This is a genomic window from Citrobacter arsenatis (genome assembly GCF_004353845.1).
In the GTDB taxonomy this organism is placed as follows: Bacteria; Pseudomonadota; Gammaproteobacteria; order Enterobacterales; family Enterobacteriaceae; genus Citrobacter; species Citrobacter arsenatis.
Window position 1 is genome coordinate 80,119 of record NZ_CP037864.1, and the last position, 16,982, is coordinate 97,100.

Consider the following 16,982-nt stretch of genomic DNA (forward strand, 5'->3'; position numbering starts at 1 on the left):
CCGGAGGAGACAACGCATGAAAGGTATCATTCTGGCGGGTGGCTCAGGTACTCGCCTGTATCCCATTACGCGTGGTGTATCGAAGCAGCTATTGCCCATTTACGATAAGCCGATGATTTACTACCCGCTATCGGTACTGATGCTGGCAGGAATTCGTGAAATCCTGATTATCACCACACCGGAAGATCAAGGCTATTTCCAGCGCTTGCTGGGCGATGGGTCTGAGTTCGGCATTGAATTGCACTATGCTGAGCAACCGAGCCCGGATGGATTAGCGCAGGCGTTTATTATCGGTGAATCGTTCCTTAACGGTGAGCCGTCATGTCTGGTGTTAGGGGATAATATCTTCTTTGGTCAGGGCTTCAGTCCAAAATTACGCCACGTAGCCGCCCGGACGCAAGGCGCGACGGTGTTTGGTTATCAGGTGATGGATCCTGAGCGATTTGGTGTTGTGGAGTTTGATGACAATTTTCGCGCAGTTTCTCTGGAAGAGAAGCCGAAAACGCCAAAATCTAACTGGGCGGTAACAGGTCTCTATTTCTATGACAGCAAAGTGGTGGAATACGCAAAACGCGTGAAACCTTCTGAGCGTGGGGAACTGGAGATTACGTCTATCAACCAGATGTATCTTGAGGACGGGCATCTTACGGTCGAATTGCTTGGGCGTGGCTTTGCCTGGCTGGATACCGGTACGCATGACAGTTTGATTGAAGCGAGCACGTTTGTGCAGACGGTGGAAAAACGCCAGGGCTTTAAAATAGCCTGTCTGGAAGAAATCGCCTGGCGTAACGGCTGGCTGGATGACGAAGGCGTGAAGCGTGCCGCTAGTTCACTGGCCAAAACGGGTTATGGCCAATACCTGCTGGAGCTGCTCCGTGCTCGTCCGCGCCAGTATTGAGCCGCTTAGCTGGGAAAATACGTTCTTTGGCGTGAATAGCGCCATTGTCCGTGTTGACCAACGCGCGCCGGTTCTGACCACGGATGCGTTGCAGCCCTGGTCGCGAGTACAGGCAAAAATACCTGCCGCCAATACCCAAGAATTGGATGCCCTGCAGCAGTTGGGGTTCTCACTGGTCGAAGGTGAAGTGGATTTTGTACTGCCGGTGACGTATGCCAGCGGCGATCCTGGTGCGCAGATCGCTCAAACTGCGGATATCCCGGCATTACGCCGCCTGGCGGAACAAGCGTTCGCGCAAAGCCGTTTTCGCGCCCCGTGGTATGCCGCCGATGCCAGTTCGCGTTTTTATGCGCAGTGGATTGAAAACGCGGTGCTGGGGACGTTCGATCACCAATGCCTCGTTTTACGCGCATCGACAGGGGATATTCGTGGTTATGTCTCGCTGCGCGAACTGAATACGACCGAGGCGCGAATAGGCCTGCTGGCTGGGCATGGTGCGGGCGCGGAACTGATGCAGGCAGCGCTTTGCTGGTCGCAGGCTCGCGGTAAAAAAATAGTGCGCGTGGCGACCCAAATGGGCAACACAGCCGCGCTTAAACGTTATATACACAGTGGTGCGAATGTGGAAAGCACCGCGTATTGGTTATACAGGTGACATGATGATTCCATTTAACGCACCGCCGGTGGTGGGAACTGAACTCGATTACATGCAGTCCGCGATGAACAGCGGCAAACTGTGTGGTGACGGTGGCTTTACCCGCCGCTGTCAGCAGTGGCTGGAGCAGCATTTTGGCAGCGAGAAAGTGCTGCTGACGCCCTCCTGTACCGCATCGCTTGAGATGGCGGCATTGCTGCTGGATATTCAGCCTGGTGATGAAGTCATTATGCCGAGCTACACGTTTGTCTCCACGGCCAATGCCTTCGTGCTGCGCGGGGCGAAAATCGTCTTTGTTGATATCCGCCCGGATACCATGAACATTGATGAAACGCTGATTGAAGCGGCGATCACCGATAAAACCCGCGCGATTGTGCCGGTACATTACGCGGGCGTGGCCTGCGAAATGGATACCATTATGGCGCTGGCTACTAAACATAACCTGTATGTGGTGGAAGATGCGGCTCAGGGCGTGATGTCGACTTATAAAGGTCGGGCGCTGGGGACGATTGGTCATATTGGCTGCTTTAGCTTCCATGAGACCAAAAACTACACCGCAGGCGGTGAAGGTGGCGCGACGCTGATTAATGATAAAAAATTAGTCGAACGAGCAGAGATCATCCGCGAAAAAGGGACAAACCGCAGCCAGTTTTTCCGTGGTCAGGTAGACAAATATACCTGGCGTGATATCGGCTCCAGCTATCTGATGTCCGATCTACAGGCCGCTTATTTGTGGGCGCAACTGGAAGCGGCTGACCGTATTAACCAGCAGCGTCTGGCGCTGTGGCAGAATTACTATGATGCCCTCGAACCGCTGGCGCGTGCCGGACGTATTGAGCTGCCTGCTGTCCCGGAAAACTGCGTGCAGAATGCCCATATGTTTTATATCAAGCTGCGCGATATCGACGATCGCACCGCGTTGATTAACTTCCTCAAAGAAGCCGAAATTATGGCGGTGTTCCACTATATCCCGCTGCATGATTGCCCGGCTGGCGATAAATTTGGCAAGTTTGCCGGTGTTGATCGTTACACCACCAAAGAGAGCGAGCGTCTGCTGCGTTTACCGCTGTTCTATAACCTGTCGCCGGTTAACCAGCGAACGGTAATCTCGACCTTACTCAATTACTTCTCCTGATATGTCGCTTGCAAAAGCGTCCTTATGGACGGCAGCCAGTACGCTGGTAAAAATTGGTGCGGGTTTGCTGGTTGTGAAGCTGCTGGCGGTGTCATTTGGCCCGGCAGGTGTGGGGCAGGCGGGTAACTTCCGCCAGATGGTCACCGTGCTTGGCGTGCTGGCAGGAGCCGGCATTTTCAACGGCGTTACGAAATACGTTGCGCAGCACCATGACGATCCGACCCAACTCCGAAAGGTGGTCGGGACATCTTCCGCGATGGTGCTGGGATTCTCTACGCTGATGGCGGTGATTTTCCTGCTGGCAGCCGCGCCAATCAGTCAGGGATTATTTGGTCATACTCATTATCAGGGGCTGGTTCGACTGGTTGCGCTGGTGCAGATGGGCATTGCCTGGGCGAACCTGTTACTGGCGTTGATGAAGGGCTTTCGCGATGCGGCGGGAAATGCGCTGTCGCTGATTGTAGGTAGCCTGGTGGGCGTTGTGGCTTATTATGGCTGTTATCGCCTGGGAGGATATGAAGGTGCCTTGCTGGGGCTGGCGCTGGTACCTGCACTGGTCGTTATCCCTGCCGCTATTATGCTGATTAAGCGCGGGGCGATCCCCCTGCATTACCTGAAGCCCTCGTGGGACAACGGTCTGGCAGGGCAGTTGAGCAAGTTTACGTTAATGGCGCTGATTACCTCCGTAACGTTGCCTGTAGCATACGTGATGATGCGAAACCTGCTGGCGGCGCAGTACAGCTGGGATGATGTGGGGATCTGGCAGGGGGTGAGCAGTATCTCTGATGCTTATCTGCAATTTATTACCGCCTCATTCAGCGTTTACTTGCTGCCGACGTTATCGCGACTGACCGAAAAGCGCGACATTACGCGCGAGGTGGTTAAGTCGCTGAAGTTCGTGTTGCCGGCGGTTGCCGCCGCGAGCTTTACCGTTTGGCTACTGCGTGATTTTGCTATCTGGCTGCTTTTCTCCGCTAAATTCACCGCGATGCGCGATCTGTTTGCCTGGCAACTGGTCGGTGATGTACTGAAAGTAGGGGCGTATGTCTTTGGGTATCTGGTGATCGCGAAAGCGTCACTGCGGTTTTATATTTTGGCTGAAATTAGCCAGTTCATGTTATTGACGGCGTTTGCTCACTGGTTGATCCCTGCTCATGGTGCGTTGGGAGCGGCACAGGCCTATATGGCAACGTATATCGTCTATTTTTCTCTTTGTTGTGGCGTATTTTTACTCTGGCGTAGGCGGGCATGACTGTACTGATTCACGTTCTGGGATCGGATATCCCTCACCATAACCAAACCGTGCTGCGGTTTTTCAACGACTCGCTGGCCGCGACGAGCGAGCACGCGCGCACGTTTATGGTCGCAGGTCAGGATGCGGGATTCAGTGAGAGCTGCCCGGCGTTATCGCTGAGTTTCTATAGTGGGAAAAAGGCGTTGGCCGACGCGGTTATTGCAAAGGCGAAAGCGGATCGCCAACAGCGATTCTTCTTCCACGGTCAGTTCAACACCAGTCTGTGGCTGGCGCTGCTGAGCGGGGGGATTAAACCGGTGCAGTTTTACTGGCATATCTGGGGGGCCGATTTATACGAAGTCTCCAGTGGGCTGAAATTCCGCCTGTTTTACCCGATTCGCCGTATGGCGCAGAACCGTGTGGGCTGCGTATTTGCCACGCGGGGTGATTTGCGCTATTTCGCCGAGCAACACCCGCGTGTGCGCGGTGAGTTGCTTTATTTCCCGACGCGGATGGATCCCTCGCTTAATAATATGAGCAGCGAGCGTCAGCGCAGCGGCAAGATGACGGTGCTGGTTGGCAACTCTGGCGATCGCAGCAATGAACATATTGCCGCATTGCGTGCCGTCCATCAGCAGTTCGGTGACACGGTGAATGTGATTGTGCCGATGGGGTATCCCGCCAATAATACGGCCTATATCGACAAGGTTCGTCAGGCGGGTCTGGCATTATTTAGCACTGATAATCTGCAAATTTTAAGTGAAAAACTGGAATTTGATGCCTATCTGAGGTTATTGCGGCAGTGTGATTTGGGTTACTTTATTTTTGCCCGTCAGCAAGGGATCGGCACCTTATGTTTGCTGATTCAGGCAGGTATTCCGTGCGTGCTCAACCGTGAAAATCCCTTCTGGCAGGATATGGTGGAACAGAATCTCCCAGTGTTATTTACTTCTGATGAGCTCAATGAAGGTGTCGTACGCGAAGCGCAGCGCCAGTTGGCATCGGTAGATAAAAAGACAATCACCTTCTTTAGCCCGAATTATCTGCTGCCGTGGCACAACGCACTGCGCATTGCTTCAGGAGAAACCGCATGAGCCTGATGCAATTCAGCGGTCTGCTGGTGGTCTGGTTGCTCTCCACCTTGTTTATCGCCACGCTGACCTGGTTTGAATTCCGTCGCGTACGTTTTAACTTCAATGTTTTCTTCTCGTTGCTTTTTTTACTGACGTTCTTCTTTGGGTTCCCGCTGACCAGCATCCTGGTGTTCCGCTTTGATGTGGCAGTCGCTCCGCCTGAAATCCTGCTGCAGGCCTTGCTGTCAGCCGCCTGTTTCTATGCCGTCTACTACGTGACGTATAAAACGCGCCTGCGCAAGCGAGTAGAAGATAAGCCGCGCAGGCCGCTGTTTACCATTAATCGCGTTGAGGCCCATTTGACCTGGGTTATCCTGATGGCGATCGCGTTGGTAAGCGTGGGCATCTTCTTTATGCACAACGGATTCCTGCTATTCAGACTGCAATCCTACAGCCAGATTTTTTCCAGTGAAGTCTCTGGGGTCGCTCTGAAGCGTTTCTTCTACTTCTTCATTCCGGCAATGCTGGTGATCTATTTCCTGCGTCAGGACAGCAAAGCGTGGTTGTTCTTCCTGGTGAGCACCGTCGCGTTTGGATTACTGACCTATATGATTGTTGGCGGGACGCGCGCCAATATCATCATTGCGTTTGCCATTTTCCTGTTTATCGGCATTATTCGCGGCTGGATTTCGCTGTGGATGCTGGCCGCCGCGGGCGTGTTGGGTATTGTCGGCATGTTCTGGCTGGCGCTGAAGCGCTACGGGATGAACGTTAGCGGTGACGAGGCCTTTTATACTTTCCTGTATCTTACGCGAGACACCTTCTCGCCGTGGGAGAATCTGGCGCTGTTGCTGCAGAACTATAACAATATTGAGTTCCAGGGGCTGGCGCCGATTGTCCGTGACTTCTACGTCTTTATCCCCTCCTGGCTGTGGCCTGGGCGGCCGAGTATCGTTCTCAACTCAGCGAACTACTTTACCTGGGAAGTATTGAACAACCACTCGGGGCTGGCGATTTCTCCGACGTTGATTGGTTCACTGGTGGTGATGGGCGGGGCGCTGTTTATACCGTTAGGCGCGATTGTCGTCGGATTAATCATTAAGTGGTTCGACTGGCTGTATGAGCTTGGCAATCGGGAAACTAATCGCTATAAGGCGGCGATTTTGCACAGTTTCTGTTTTGGCGCCATTTTCAATATGATCGTTTTGGCACGTGAAGGGCTGGATTCGTTTGTTTCTCGAGTGGTCTTTTTCCTCGTGATTTTCGGCGTTTGTCTGCTGGTGGCAAAACTGCTGTTCTGGCTTTTCGATAGCGCGGGACTCATCCATAAACGAATCAAATCGCTGCCCCGGACACAGATTGAAGGATCGTAATGACAGATAACACAACTGCGCCACTCTATTCGCTGCGCGGATTACAACTAATTGGCTGGCGCGATATGCAGCATGCGCTGAATTACCTGTTTGCCGAGGGATACCTCAGGACTGGAACGCTGGTCGCTATCAACGCCGAGAAAATGCTGACGGCAGAAGATAACCCTGAAGTGCGGGATCTGATTAACGCCGCTGAGTTCAAATATGCGGATGGGATTAGCGTGGTGCGTTCGGTGCGCAAAAAATTCCCGCAGGCGCAGATTTCACGTGTGGCTGGCGCTGACCTATGGGAAGCGCTTATGGCGCGAGCAGGGCAGGAAGGAACGCCTGTCTTTTTGATTGGCGGCAAGCCTGACGTTCTGGCACAAACGGAAGCCAAACTGCGTGCACAGTGGCGCGTGAACATTGTAGGTAGCCAGGACGGTTATTTTACCCCGGAGCAGCGGCAGGCTTTGTTTGAGCGCATTCATGCCAGCGGTGCGCAAATTGTGACGGTGGCGATGGGCTCGCCGAAACAAGAGATCTTTATGCGTGATTGCCGCAAGACTCACCCTGAAGCACTGTATATGGGCGTGGGTGGCACCTACGATGTCTTTACCGGTCATGTTAAGCGTGCGCCTAAAATCTGGCAGAATCTGGGGCTGGAGTGGCTGTACCGTTTATTGTCGCAGCCAAGCCGTATCACTCGTCAGCTTCGCTTACTACGCTATCTCCGCTGGCACTACACCGGCAACCTCTGACGTCCTCTCTCCTCTGATAAGTAGCGTGATCTGCTAATTACGCTACTTATTCACAACATTATCGCTGCTTTCTCACACAATCTATTCATTTTTTGAATGCTTTAATTGCCATTTAAGCGATTTTAGGAAACCATTCGCAACAATCATTACAGTGCCGTGGTGTTTTTAGCGCCAACCGTTAAGCGGTCGGTGCCGTATGGCCTGTTATGGCATAACAAGATGTACCCATAACGAGAACCGGTAATACCGGACAGCATGCAAACACAACAAGAGGATTTATGGCCGAAAACAAACCTGAGCTACAGCGTGGGCTGGAGGCTCGTCACATCGAATTAATTGCCCTTGGGGGCACTATTGGCGTTGGACTGTTTATGGGGGCTGCCAGTACCCTGAAATGGGCGGGTCCTTCGGTTCTGCTGGCTTACATCGTCGCCGGGCTGTTCGTCTTTTTCATCATGCGTTCCATGGGGGAGATGTTGTTCCTCGAGCCGGTTGCCGGTTCATTCGCTGTTTACGCCCATCGTTATATGAGCCCCTTCTTTGGCTATCTCACCGCCTGGTCATACTGGTTTATGTGGATGGCGGTGGGGATATCAGAGATTACCGCTATCGGGGTGTACGTTCAGTTCTGGTTCCCGGAAATGGCGCAATGGATACCCGCACTGATTGCGGTCGGATTGGTGGCGCTGGCTAACCTCGCCGCAGTTCGTCTGTATGGCGAAATTGAATTCTGGTTTGCCATGATCAAAGTGACAACCATCATTGTGATGATCGTCATTGGGTTAGGGGTGATTTTCTTCGGCTTTGGCAACGGTGGCCAGGCGATCGGTTTTAGCAACCTGACCGAGCACGGCGGCTTCTTTGCCGGCGGCTGGAAGGGCTTCCTGACGGCATTGTGTATTGTTGTGGCGTCTTACCAGGGCGTAGAGCTGATCGGCATTACTGCGGGTGAAGCGAAGAATCCACAGGTCACGCTGCGTAGCGCGGTGGGCAAAGTGCTCTGGCGTATTCTGATTTTCTACGTTGGTGCGATCTTTGTTATCGTCACTATTTTCCCGTGGAATGAGATTGGCAGCAACGGTAGCCCGTTTGTTCTCACCTTTGCCAAGATCGGTATTACCGCCGCGGCAGGGATTATTAACTTTGTGGTGCTGACGGCGGCGCTATCTGGCTGTAACAGCGGCATGTACAGCTGTGGGCGGATGCTCTACGCGCTGGCAAAGAATCGGCAGCTACCATCCGTTGTAGGAAAAGTATCTCGTCATGGCGTGCCGGTTGCTGGTGTGGCTATTTCTATCGCGATCCTGCTTATTGGTTCGTGCCTGAACTACATCATTCCCAACCCGCAGCGCGTGTTCGTTTATGTCTATAGCGCCAGCGTGCTGCCGGGCATGGTGCCGTGGTTTGTGATCCTGATAAGCCAGCTGCGTTTCCGTCAGGCGCATAAAGCGGCGATTGCCAGTCATCCTTTCCGCTCGATTTTGTTCCCATGGGCGAATTATTTGACGATGGCGTTCCTGATTTGCGTATTAATCGGCATGTATTTTAATGAAGATACCCGAATGTCGCTGTTTGTTGGCATTATCTTCTTACTGGCCGTGACGCTCATTTATAAGGTTTTTGGTCTGAATCGTCATGGCACAGCCCATAAATTGCGGGAATAAGCGACAAAACGCACAAACCATGACCAAACGATAATTTATTTTAAAAAAGCACTAGACAGAAGACCGAGACCTCCGTAATATCCAGCCCCGCAACGGCGCTAAGCGCCCGTAGCTCAGCTGGATAGAGCGCTGCCCTCCGGAGGCAGAGGTCTCAGGTTCGAATCCTGTCGGGCGCACCATTTAGTAAGGTGCCGGAGCTGCGGTGGTTTTAATACCGCGTAAAAGATTTGCAGTGGTGGCTATAGCTCAGTTGGTAGAGCCCTGGATTGTGATTCCAGTTGTCGTGGGTTCGAATCCCATTAGCCACCCCATTAATTTAAAGTTGTGAAATGCGAAGGTGGCGGAATTGGTAGACGCGCTAGCTTCAGGTGTTAGTGTCCTTAGGATGTGGGGGTTCGAGTCCCCCCCCTCGCACCACGACTTAAAGAATTGAACTAAAAATTCAAAAAGCAGTAAAACGGCGAGTAGCGCAGCTTGGTAGCGCAACTGGTTTGGGACCAGTGGGTCGGAGGTTCGAATCCTCTCTCGCCGACCAATTTTGAACCCCGCTTCGGCGGGGTTTTTTGTTTTCTGATTTTCCCTCCTCAGCCCTTATTCCCGCGAATTACCTCAAGTCTTAAAAAGTTCGAATCCATAGTTTTTGCAGTGCAATCGTGGCATGCGTTGTGCAATAATATACGGGTAGATGCTCATTCCATCTCTTATGTTCGCCATCTGGCCTCATAAACTCAGGAATGATGCAGAGCCGTTTACGGTGCTTATCGTCCACAGACAGATGTCGTATTTTATATGCTAAATCATTCATGATGTGTCGAGACGGCCAGCACGGGAATCCCCCGGAGCTTACAAAGGTAAGTGACAGGGGTGAGCGTGCGCAGCCAGCGAAGAGACAGCGTGAAGGATGAAGCATATAGCCTCATCAAACACCATGGACATAACGTTGAGTGAAGCACCCATTATGTTGTCATACAGACCTGTTTAACGCCTGCTCCTTACCGAGCGGGCGTTTTTTTATGCATATACACGTCATCCTTCAAGCTGCTTCCCGAATGATTTTTGTATACGATTGAAAAATATGTAGGCCCGGTAAGCGAAGCGCCACCGGGCAAAAGGGAATTACTGCGGGGGATTGTTATTCTGCAGGGTCAACATCAGGCCATCACGACGCATTGTTGCGGCCTCTTCCGGCTGATGCAGCCTGTCCAGCGCGTCAGCAAGCCAGGCGTAATCATAGGCATCCGGGCGCTGCTTGAGGGCAGCACGGAAGGCGAGGGTGGCTTCCTGCCATTCGCCGTGCTTCATTAACGATTGCCCCAGCGTGCTCCACAGCAACGGACGATCGCCGACGGCTTTAATCTGCTGGCGCAGCACTTTTTCTATCTGTTCCGGGTTATTGGTTTTCAAACGCGGAATCGGCAGCACCAGACGGTCGTCATACTGGCGTTTCAGACCATCAATGATGACCTGCTGCGCCGTGTCATGATCGTCACACTCAATCAGATGTTCAGCCATCGCCACCTGTAGGGCAACCTGGTGACGGGTTTTACGGTTCTGGTTTTTCCACCAGGCGCGTAGCCCCTCGCTGCCCTGATCGGCGCGAACCTGATCCATCAGACCAACCCATGCCTGCTGTTCCAGCATAGCGCGGTGCTCGTCATCACCCACGTGCGCTTTTGCCATAGATGGAATGATATCCAGTAACGAACTCCATGCGCCGGTGCGAATATAGGCCTGTTCAGCCAGACGTAGCACCTCCGGATGACGTGGCGTCACTTCCAGCAGTTTATCTACGCTGTGGCGTGCGGCATGATTTTCATTACGCGCCAGCTGCAGGCGAACGCGAGCGATTTCTACCGGGATCGTATCATTCCCGGCCAGTTCAGCGGCACGCTCAAGGTGTTGGTTGGCACGCGCTTCATCGCCACGTTGCTGAGCCGCTTCTGCCGCCAGCAGGTAATTCACTACCGGCTGTTCTGCATGATCGGCGTTTTTCGACATCAGTTTTTCAACCTGCTGATAATCGCCTTCTGCCAGCTTGAGCAGCGCCTGCTCGGTCTGCTTACGGGCGCGACGACGCTTCCGACCAACAAACCATCCGCGGGTATGCGCGCCTGTACGGAAAATTCGGCGCAGCAGCCATTCAATCGCAAACAGGACGACCATGGCGACGATCAGGATGATCACCAGGCCCGTCACGCTGGTTTCGATATTGTAATTATCCGTCTGGATCAGCACGTAGCCCTGATGACCGGCAATCATCGGGCCAACAACGATCCCGGCGATCAACAGCACAAAGAGCAATAATACTTTTAGCATCATTATTCTCCTTGCGGCGCAGTTGCCGGAGCGTCTGTTGCCGGTGCCGGTGCCGGTGCCGGTACAGGAACGGCGGTGACCGGCGCTGTGGCAGGTTGCGCCAGTAAATTACGGACGCGGGTCTGCATTAGTTTGTCGAGAAGAGCCTGACTTTGCAGCGTTTCCGGTACGTCCATGCTGATGCTTTGTTGGCTCAGCTGGTCTACCTCGTCAAGGAAAGCTTTGGTCGTTGCATCGTCGGTGTCGTAGTAGGCGCGCACCCAGGTCGAGACGTTTTCCAGCGCCTGGCGGTATGTTTCTTCCTGATGACGCGGCACAGCCTGGGCGGCCACTAACAGGCGGGAACGGATGTTTTCACGTAAGTAAACGTCCTGGTTCGGTGCCAGTAGCGGGACGGCGGTTTCATCACGACGGCGCACGGTGATAAAGCTGTCCATAAAGTTCTGCCAGCTTTTTTGCAGATTGACGCGCCATTCGCTGATCGAGCTGGAAAGCTCGCTGCTGTCGGAATCCATCGGCGAATCGTCGGTGTCGTTGTCGGCCAGACGCAGGTTATCGATCTGATTAGAGAGCTGATTTACTTTCAGGATAATGCCGTCATAGTCGACCTGAGTCACCGCGGAGAGGCTCGCGATATCGTCGGTAATCGCGCGACGCGCGGTAATCAGGCTCGGGTCGTTCATATCCGCCAGGCTGGCGTCAGCGCTTTTCAGCAGCGCCGCGGCGGTAGTCACGTCCTGATCGCTCCATAATTTGCGACCGGCCAGTTTCACCAGGAAATCAGCCTGCGCCAGCAGCCATGTCCCGGCATCGCTGCCGGAGATAGTAGCGACTTTTTGCTGTACTTCATCAAGCTGTTTTACCAGCAACGCCTGCTGGCGAGTGGCTTCATCCAGCTGCGTTGCCTGCTGTTTTATAATGCCTTCCAGCTCAGCTTTTTGGCTTTCCTGCGCTTTTTGCAGTGCCGTCAGCTGGTTCGCCAGCGCATCGCTGGTTGCCGTTTGTGTTGTTGCCTGTTGTTTCCCCCAGCCGTATAGCCCAACGCCTGCTGCCAGAGCAATAGCAATCGCCACAGCGCTCAGAATCAGCGCCGTGCTGTTCTTACTCTTTTTTTCAGTATTAACTGGCTGTGACGTGGTTTCCACGGCCTCCCTGGTCTCTTCAACCACGGCGGAGGATTTTTCTTGTTCCGTCATTATGGCATCCCATTATGAGAGTTATTGTAATGCGCGTAGTAGCGCATCGTTGTCGGCGTTATCAGCGACCTTAATATCTTGCCAGCCCAGTTCCCGGGCGAGGTGCGCCAGACGCTCACTGACGACCAGCAGCCGACAGCGTAGTAACCAGTGCTCACGATACCACTGCGGAATGAGCGTCCAGAGCTGTTGTAGCATCTCTCCGCTGGTGACAACCACCGTGGTCACGCCACGGGATTGCCAGCGCATCGCTTCTTCCGCACCATCGTAATGTTTTGCACTGCGTTGATAACATTCACAAAAATCGACATCAGCTCCGCGTGCCGTCAGGGTTTCACCTATCAGCTCACGGCCACCGTTGCCGCGTAATATAAGCGCGCGTTTTCCCGCAATATTTTGTAATTCAGGTAATTGTAGCAAGACTTCGCTGATTTCCCGATCCAGAGGGTAGCGAATATTGAAACCGCTAACGGTATGCAGCGCCAGCGCCGTAGTGCGACCAATGGCAAAATAACCTGGAAGGGAGGGCCAGCTTTTCCCTTGCTGCTGAAGTTCGGCATCTGCAAAGGTGACGGCGTGCTGCGAAAGGACAAAAACCAGATCGTTCTCCGTCAGCGCCGACAGTCGGGAAGCAAGCGTTGCCAGTTCCCGACCCGGTGAAAACTCAATGAGCGGAAAACTCCAGGCCACCTGCCCCAGTGTGCGCAGACGGCTCACTAACTCTTCCCCTGCGGGAGACGGGCGGGTGACCAGAATACTCATGCGGGGGCTTCTCCGTTGTAAACTTCAGCCAGAATGGCGCGCGCACCGTTCTCTAATAGCTCTTCTGCCAGAGAGATACCCATCTGTTCGGCATCCTGCGCAGCGCCGCGACGTTCTCCGCATACCATCTGCGAACCATCAGGTGCGCCTACCAGCGCCCGCAGCCAAATCTCACCGTTGATGAGTTCTGCATAACTGCCGATAGGGACCTGACATCCCCCTTCAAGGCGGGTGTTCATGGCGCGTTCGGCTTTGACACGTAGCGCGGTTTCTTCATGGTTGAGCGGCGCTAACAGCGCCTGAGTGCGCATATCATCCAGTCGACATTCTATGCCTACGGCACCTTGCCCGACAGCGGGCAGGGAGACTTCCGGCGGCAGAGCGGTACGGACTCGCGACTCAAGACCTAAACGTTTTAATCCGGCGACCGCCAGGATAATGGCGTCATAATCGCCGTTATCCAATTTACTGAGACGCGTGCCCACGTTGCCGCGCAACGAACGGATGACGAGGTCCGGGCGCTGTTTTGCCAACTGGCACTGGCGACGTAAACTGGATGTCCCGACGATGCTGCCTGCGGGGAGTTCATCCAGCGTGTTGTACTTATTTGAGACGAAAGCATCACGCGGATCCTCTCGCTCGCAAATAGTGACCAGTCCAAGACCGTCAGGGAATTCAACCGGCACATCCTTCATGGAGTGCACGGCGATATCGGCGCGTTTTTCCAGCAGCGCGACTTCCAGCTCTTTAACAAACAGCCCTTTCCCCCCGACCTTCGCCAGCGGGGTATCAAGGATCACATCGCCACGGGTTACCATCGGAACCAGTTCCACGATCAGACCGGGGTGGTTTGCCATTAAGGCGTCTTTGACATAATGTGCCTGCCAGAGCGCAAGGGGGCTTTGGCGTGTGGCAATTCTCAAAACATTGTCTAACATGCTTGTTACCGTCATTATCAATCATTGACCATCCTAACATCCTTATCAAAGGGATGTCAGCGTTACGCTCAAACGTAAGTGAGAGGAAAAAGGCGCTGCATCGTCACTGGCAGTGAATAATGACGAGAAACCTCCCGACCGTATGAAGGAATTTACACGTAACGAACGGTGCTACACTTGTATGTAGCGCATCTTTCTTTACGGTCAATGAGCAAGGTGTTAAATTGATCACGTTTTAGACCATTTTTTCGGCTGTACAGCATAAAAAAATATGGCCGAAAAACAGGTAACGGTTATTTTTGACATACGGTTTATCCGAATTGATGACGATTAATGTGCGCGCTTGCGCCGCAGCAATCGCCAATATGACGGATAGCAACATCAGGCGATACGTCTTGTACCTCTATATTGAGACTCTGAAACAGAGACTGGATGCCATAAATCAACTGCGTGTGGATCGCGCGCTTGCTGCCATGGGACCTGCCTTCCAGCAGGTATACAGTCTGCTGCCGACATTATTGCACTACCACCATCCACTGATGCCGGGTTACCTCGATGGTAACGTTCCCAAAGGCATTTGCTTTTACACGCCTGATGAAACCCAACGCCACTACCTGAACGAACTGGAACTGTACCGCGGCATGTCGCCGCAGGATCCTCCCAAGGGCGAATTGCCGATTACCGGCGTTTACTCAATGGGTAGCACCTCTTCGGTAGGGCAAAGCTGTTCCTCTGACCTTGATATCTGGGTCTGCCATCAATCCTGGCTGGATAGCGAAGAGCGCCAACTGCTGCAGCGTAAATGTAGCCTGCTTGAAAGCTGGGCCGCTTCGCTGGGCGTAGAAGTCAGTTTCTTCCTGATTGATGAAAACCGTTTCCGTCATAATGAAAGCGGCAGTCTCGGTGGTGAAGACTGTGGCTCGACGCAGCATATCCTGTTGCTTGATGAATTCTATCGTACCGCTGTGCGCCTCGCGGGGAAACGTATTCTGTGGAATATGGTGCCGGGCGACGAAGAAGAGCATTACGACGATTACGTCATGACGCTCTACGCACAGGGGGTGTTAACGCCAAACGAATGGCTGGATCTCGGCGGGCTCAGTTCGCTCTCCGCCGAAGAGTACTTTGGCGCCAGCCTGTGGCAGCTGTACAAGAGTATCGACTCCCCGTACAAAGCGGTGCTGAAAACGCTGCTGCTGGAAGCCTATTCCTGGGAATATCCCAATCCACGCCTGTTGGCGAAAGATATAAAACAGCGCCTGCACGATGGCGAGATCGTCTCTTTTGGTCTCGACCCTTACTGCATGATGCTTGAGCGCGTTACCGAGTACCTGACGGCGATCGAAGATCCGACGCGCCTGGATTTAGTGCGTCGATGTTTCTACTTAAAAGTGTGTGAGAAACTGAGCCGCGAGCGCGCCTGCGTGGGTTGGCGTCGTGAAGTCTTAAGTCAGTTAGTGAAAGAGTGGGGCTGGGATGATGCCCGTCTGACCATGCTGGATAACCGCGCTAACTGGAAGATTGACCAGGTACGCGAAGCGCATAACGAGCTGCTCGATGCGATGATGCAGAGCTATCGTAATCTGATCCGCTTTGCGCGGCGCAATAACCTCAGCGTCAGCGCCAGCCCGCAGGATATCGGCGTGCTGACCCGTAAGCTGTATGCCGCGTTTGAAGCGTTACCCGGTAAAGTCACGCTGGTGAACCCGCAGATATCTCCGGACCTCTCAGAACCGAATCTGACCTTTATCCATGTGCCGCCGGGCCGTGCCAACCGTTCAGGTTGGTATCTCTATAACCGCGCGCCTAACATGGACTCGATCATCAGCCATCAGCCGCTGGAATATAACCGCTATCTCAATAAGCTGGTGGCGTGGGCCTGGTTCAACGGCCTGCTGACCTCGCGTACCCACTTGTTTATTAAGGGCAACGGCATTGTTGATTTGCCGAAGCTGCAGGAAATGGTCGCCGACGTGTCGCACCACTTCCCGCTGCGACTGCCCGCGCCAACGCCGAAAGCGCTCTATAGCCCGTGTGAAATTCGCCATCTGGCGATTATTGTTAACCTTGAATATGACCCGACGGCGGCGTTTCGCAATCAGGTGGTGCATTTTGATTTCCGTAAGCTGGACGTCTTCAGCTTTGGCGAAGAACAAAATTGCCTGGTGGGTAGCGTCGACCTGCTGTACCGCAACTCGTGGAATGAAGTGCGTACACTGCACTTCAACGGCGAGCAGGCGATGATTGAAGCGTTAAAAACGATTCTGGGCAAAATGCACCAGGATGCCGCGCCGCCGGATAGCGTCGAGGTCTTCTGCTATAGCCAGCATCTGCGTGGATTAATTCGCACCCGCGTGCAGCAACTGGTGTCTGAGTGCATCGAATTACGTCTCTCCAGCACCCGTCAGGAAACCGGCCGCTTCAAAGCGCTGCGCGTTTCCGGGCAGACGTGGGGACTGTTTTTCGAGCGCCTGAACGTTTCGGTACAGAAGCTGGAAAATGCAATTGAATTCTATGGCGCGATTTCACATAACAAACTGCATGGGCTTTCCGTCCAGGTTGAGACCAACCATGTGAAACTACCGTCGGTGGTAGACGGTTTTGCCAGCGAAGGGATCATTCAGTTCTTTTTCGAAGAAACGGGTGATGAGCAGGGCTTTAACATCTACATTCTGGACGAAAGTAATCGGGCCGAGGTGTATCACCACTGCGAAGGAAGCAAAGAGGAACTGGTACGCGATGTCAGCCGCTTCTACTCGTCGTCGCACGATCGCTTTACCTACGGCTCCAGCTTCATCAACTTTAACCTGCCGCAGTTCTATCAGATTGTGAAAACCGACGGGCGCGCGCAGGTGATCCCGTTCCGTACCCAACCAATTAGCGCCGTTCCGCCAGCCAGTCAGGACAATGACGCGCCGCTGTTACAGCAGTATTTCTCGTGAGTTAATTTGCCCGGTGGCGCGACGCTTACCGGGCAAACTGTAGGCCGGATAAGCAA

Annotated in this window: 13 protein-coding genes and 4 tRNA genes; 13 read left to right on the top strand and 4 right to left on the bottom strand. The window is 53.5% G+C overall.

Going from position 1 to position 16,982, the window contains the following annotated elements; translation table 11 throughout:
• Window positions 1-16 precede the first annotated feature (16 nt).
• The 12 genes from rfbA to E1B03_RS01385 all read left to right on the top strand — a co-directional run bounded on the left by rfbA (window position 17) and on the right by E1B03_RS01385 (window position 9,307).
• Window positions 17-898 carry a glucose-1-phosphate thymidylyltransferase RfbA gene (gene rfbA, locus E1B03_RS01330; RefSeq protein WP_103771995.1) on the top strand — a complete coding sequence of 294 codons (882 nt, stop codon included), beginning with the start codon at window positions 17-19 and terminating at the stop codon, window positions 896-898.
• Window positions 876-1,553, top strand: a complete 678-nt coding sequence (gene rffC, locus E1B03_RS01335; RefSeq protein WP_133085576.1) for a dTDP-4-amino-4,6-dideoxy-D-galactose acyltransferase — start codon at window positions 876-878, stop codon at window positions 1,551-1,553. The genes rfbA and rffC overlap by 23 nt, the downstream gene beginning before the upstream one ends.
• A 4-nt stretch (window positions 1,554-1,557) precedes the next feature.
• Window positions 1,558-2,688 carry a dTDP-4-amino-4,6-dideoxygalactose transaminase gene (rffA, locus tag E1B03_RS01340; RefSeq protein WP_103772032.1) on the top strand — a complete coding sequence of 377 codons (1,131 nt, stop codon included), beginning with the start codon at window positions 1,558-1,560 and terminating at the stop codon, window positions 2,686-2,688.
• 1 nt (window position 2,689) lies between these two features.
• Complete coding sequence (gene wzxE / locus E1B03_RS01345) at window positions 2,690-3,940, top strand: lipid III flippase WzxE (RefSeq protein WP_103771997.1); 1,251 nt, start codon at window positions 2,690-2,692, stop codon at window positions 3,938-3,940.
• Window positions 3,937-5,016 carry a TDP-N-acetylfucosamine:lipid II N-acetylfucosaminyltransferase gene (locus E1B03_RS01350; RefSeq protein WP_133085577.1) on the top strand — a complete coding sequence of 360 codons (1,080 nt, stop codon included), beginning with the start codon at window positions 3,937-3,939 and terminating at the stop codon, window positions 5,014-5,016. Before wzxE ends, E1B03_RS01350 begins: the two co-directional genes overlap by 4 nt.
• Window positions 5,013-6,368, top strand: a complete 1,356-nt coding sequence (gene wzyE / locus E1B03_RS01355; protein ID WP_103771999.1) for an ECA oligosaccharide polymerase — start codon at window positions 5,013-5,015, stop codon at window positions 6,366-6,368. The genes E1B03_RS01350 and wzyE overlap by 4 nt, the downstream gene beginning before the upstream one ends.
• Window positions 6,368-7,108 (top strand): lipopolysaccharide N-acetylmannosaminouronosyltransferase, encoded by a 741-nt coding sequence (gene wecG, locus E1B03_RS01360; protein ID WP_103772000.1) that lies wholly within the window; start codon window positions 6,368-6,370, stop codon window positions 7,106-7,108. Before wzyE ends, wecG begins: the two co-directional genes overlap by 1 nt.
• A gap of 278 nt (window positions 7,109-7,386) precedes the next feature.
• Window positions 7,387-8,772, top strand: a complete 1,386-nt coding sequence (thrP, locus tag E1B03_RS01365; RefSeq protein ID WP_103772001.1) for a bifunctional threonine/serine APC transporter ThrP — start codon at window positions 7,387-7,389, stop codon at window positions 8,770-8,772.
• A 102-nt stretch (window positions 8,773-8,874) separates the two neighbouring features.
• A tRNA-Arg gene (locus tag E1B03_RS01370) sits at window positions 8,875-8,951 on the top strand.
• A gap of 56 nt (window positions 8,952-9,007) precedes the next feature.
• Window positions 9,008-9,083, top strand: a tRNA-His gene (locus E1B03_RS01375).
• A 20-nt stretch (window positions 9,084-9,103) separates the two neighbouring features.
• A tRNA-Leu gene (locus E1B03_RS01380) sits at window positions 9,104-9,189 on the top strand.
• 41 nt (window positions 9,190-9,230) lie between these two features.
• Window positions 9,231-9,307: transfer RNA gene (locus E1B03_RS01385), tRNA-Pro, on the top strand.
• 581 nt (window positions 9,308-9,888) lie between these two features.
• Here E1B03_RS01385 and hemY read toward each other — a convergent pair.
• The 4 genes from hemY to hemC are packed head-to-tail and all read right to left on the bottom strand — an operon-like array spanning window position 9,889 to window position 13,984.
• Window positions 9,889-11,088 (bottom strand): protoheme IX biogenesis protein HemY, encoded by a 1,200-nt coding sequence (gene hemY, locus E1B03_RS01390; RefSeq protein ID WP_016151234.1) that lies wholly within the window; start codon window positions 11,086-11,088, stop codon window positions 9,889-9,891.
• A gap of 2 nt (window positions 11,089-11,090) precedes the next feature.
• Window positions 11,091-12,284, bottom strand: a complete 1,194-nt coding sequence (gene hemX, locus E1B03_RS01395; RefSeq protein WP_133085578.1) for a uroporphyrinogen-III C-methyltransferase — start codon at window positions 12,282-12,284, stop codon at window positions 11,091-11,093.
• A 21-nt stretch (window positions 12,285-12,305) separates the two neighbouring features.
• Window positions 12,306-13,046 carry a uroporphyrinogen-III synthase gene (gene hemD / locus E1B03_RS01400; protein ID WP_103772003.1) on the bottom strand — a complete coding sequence of 247 codons (741 nt, stop codon included), beginning with the start codon at window positions 13,044-13,046 and terminating at the stop codon, window positions 12,306-12,308.
• Complete coding sequence (gene hemC / locus E1B03_RS01405) at window positions 13,043-13,984, bottom strand: hydroxymethylbilane synthase (RefSeq protein WP_133085579.1); 942 nt, start codon at window positions 13,982-13,984, stop codon at window positions 13,043-13,045. The genes hemD and hemC overlap by 4 nt, the downstream gene beginning before the upstream one ends.
• A 395-nt stretch (window positions 13,985-14,379) precedes the next feature.
• Here hemC and cyaA point away from each other — a divergent pair, with 395 nt between their 5' ends.
• Window positions 14,380-16,926: a class I adenylate cyclase gene (cyaA, locus tag E1B03_RS01410; RefSeq protein WP_103772005.1), complete on the top strand. Its 2,547-nt coding sequence runs from the start codon at window positions 14,380-14,382 to the stop codon at window positions 16,924-16,926.
• Window positions 16,927-16,982 lie beyond the last annotated feature (56 nt).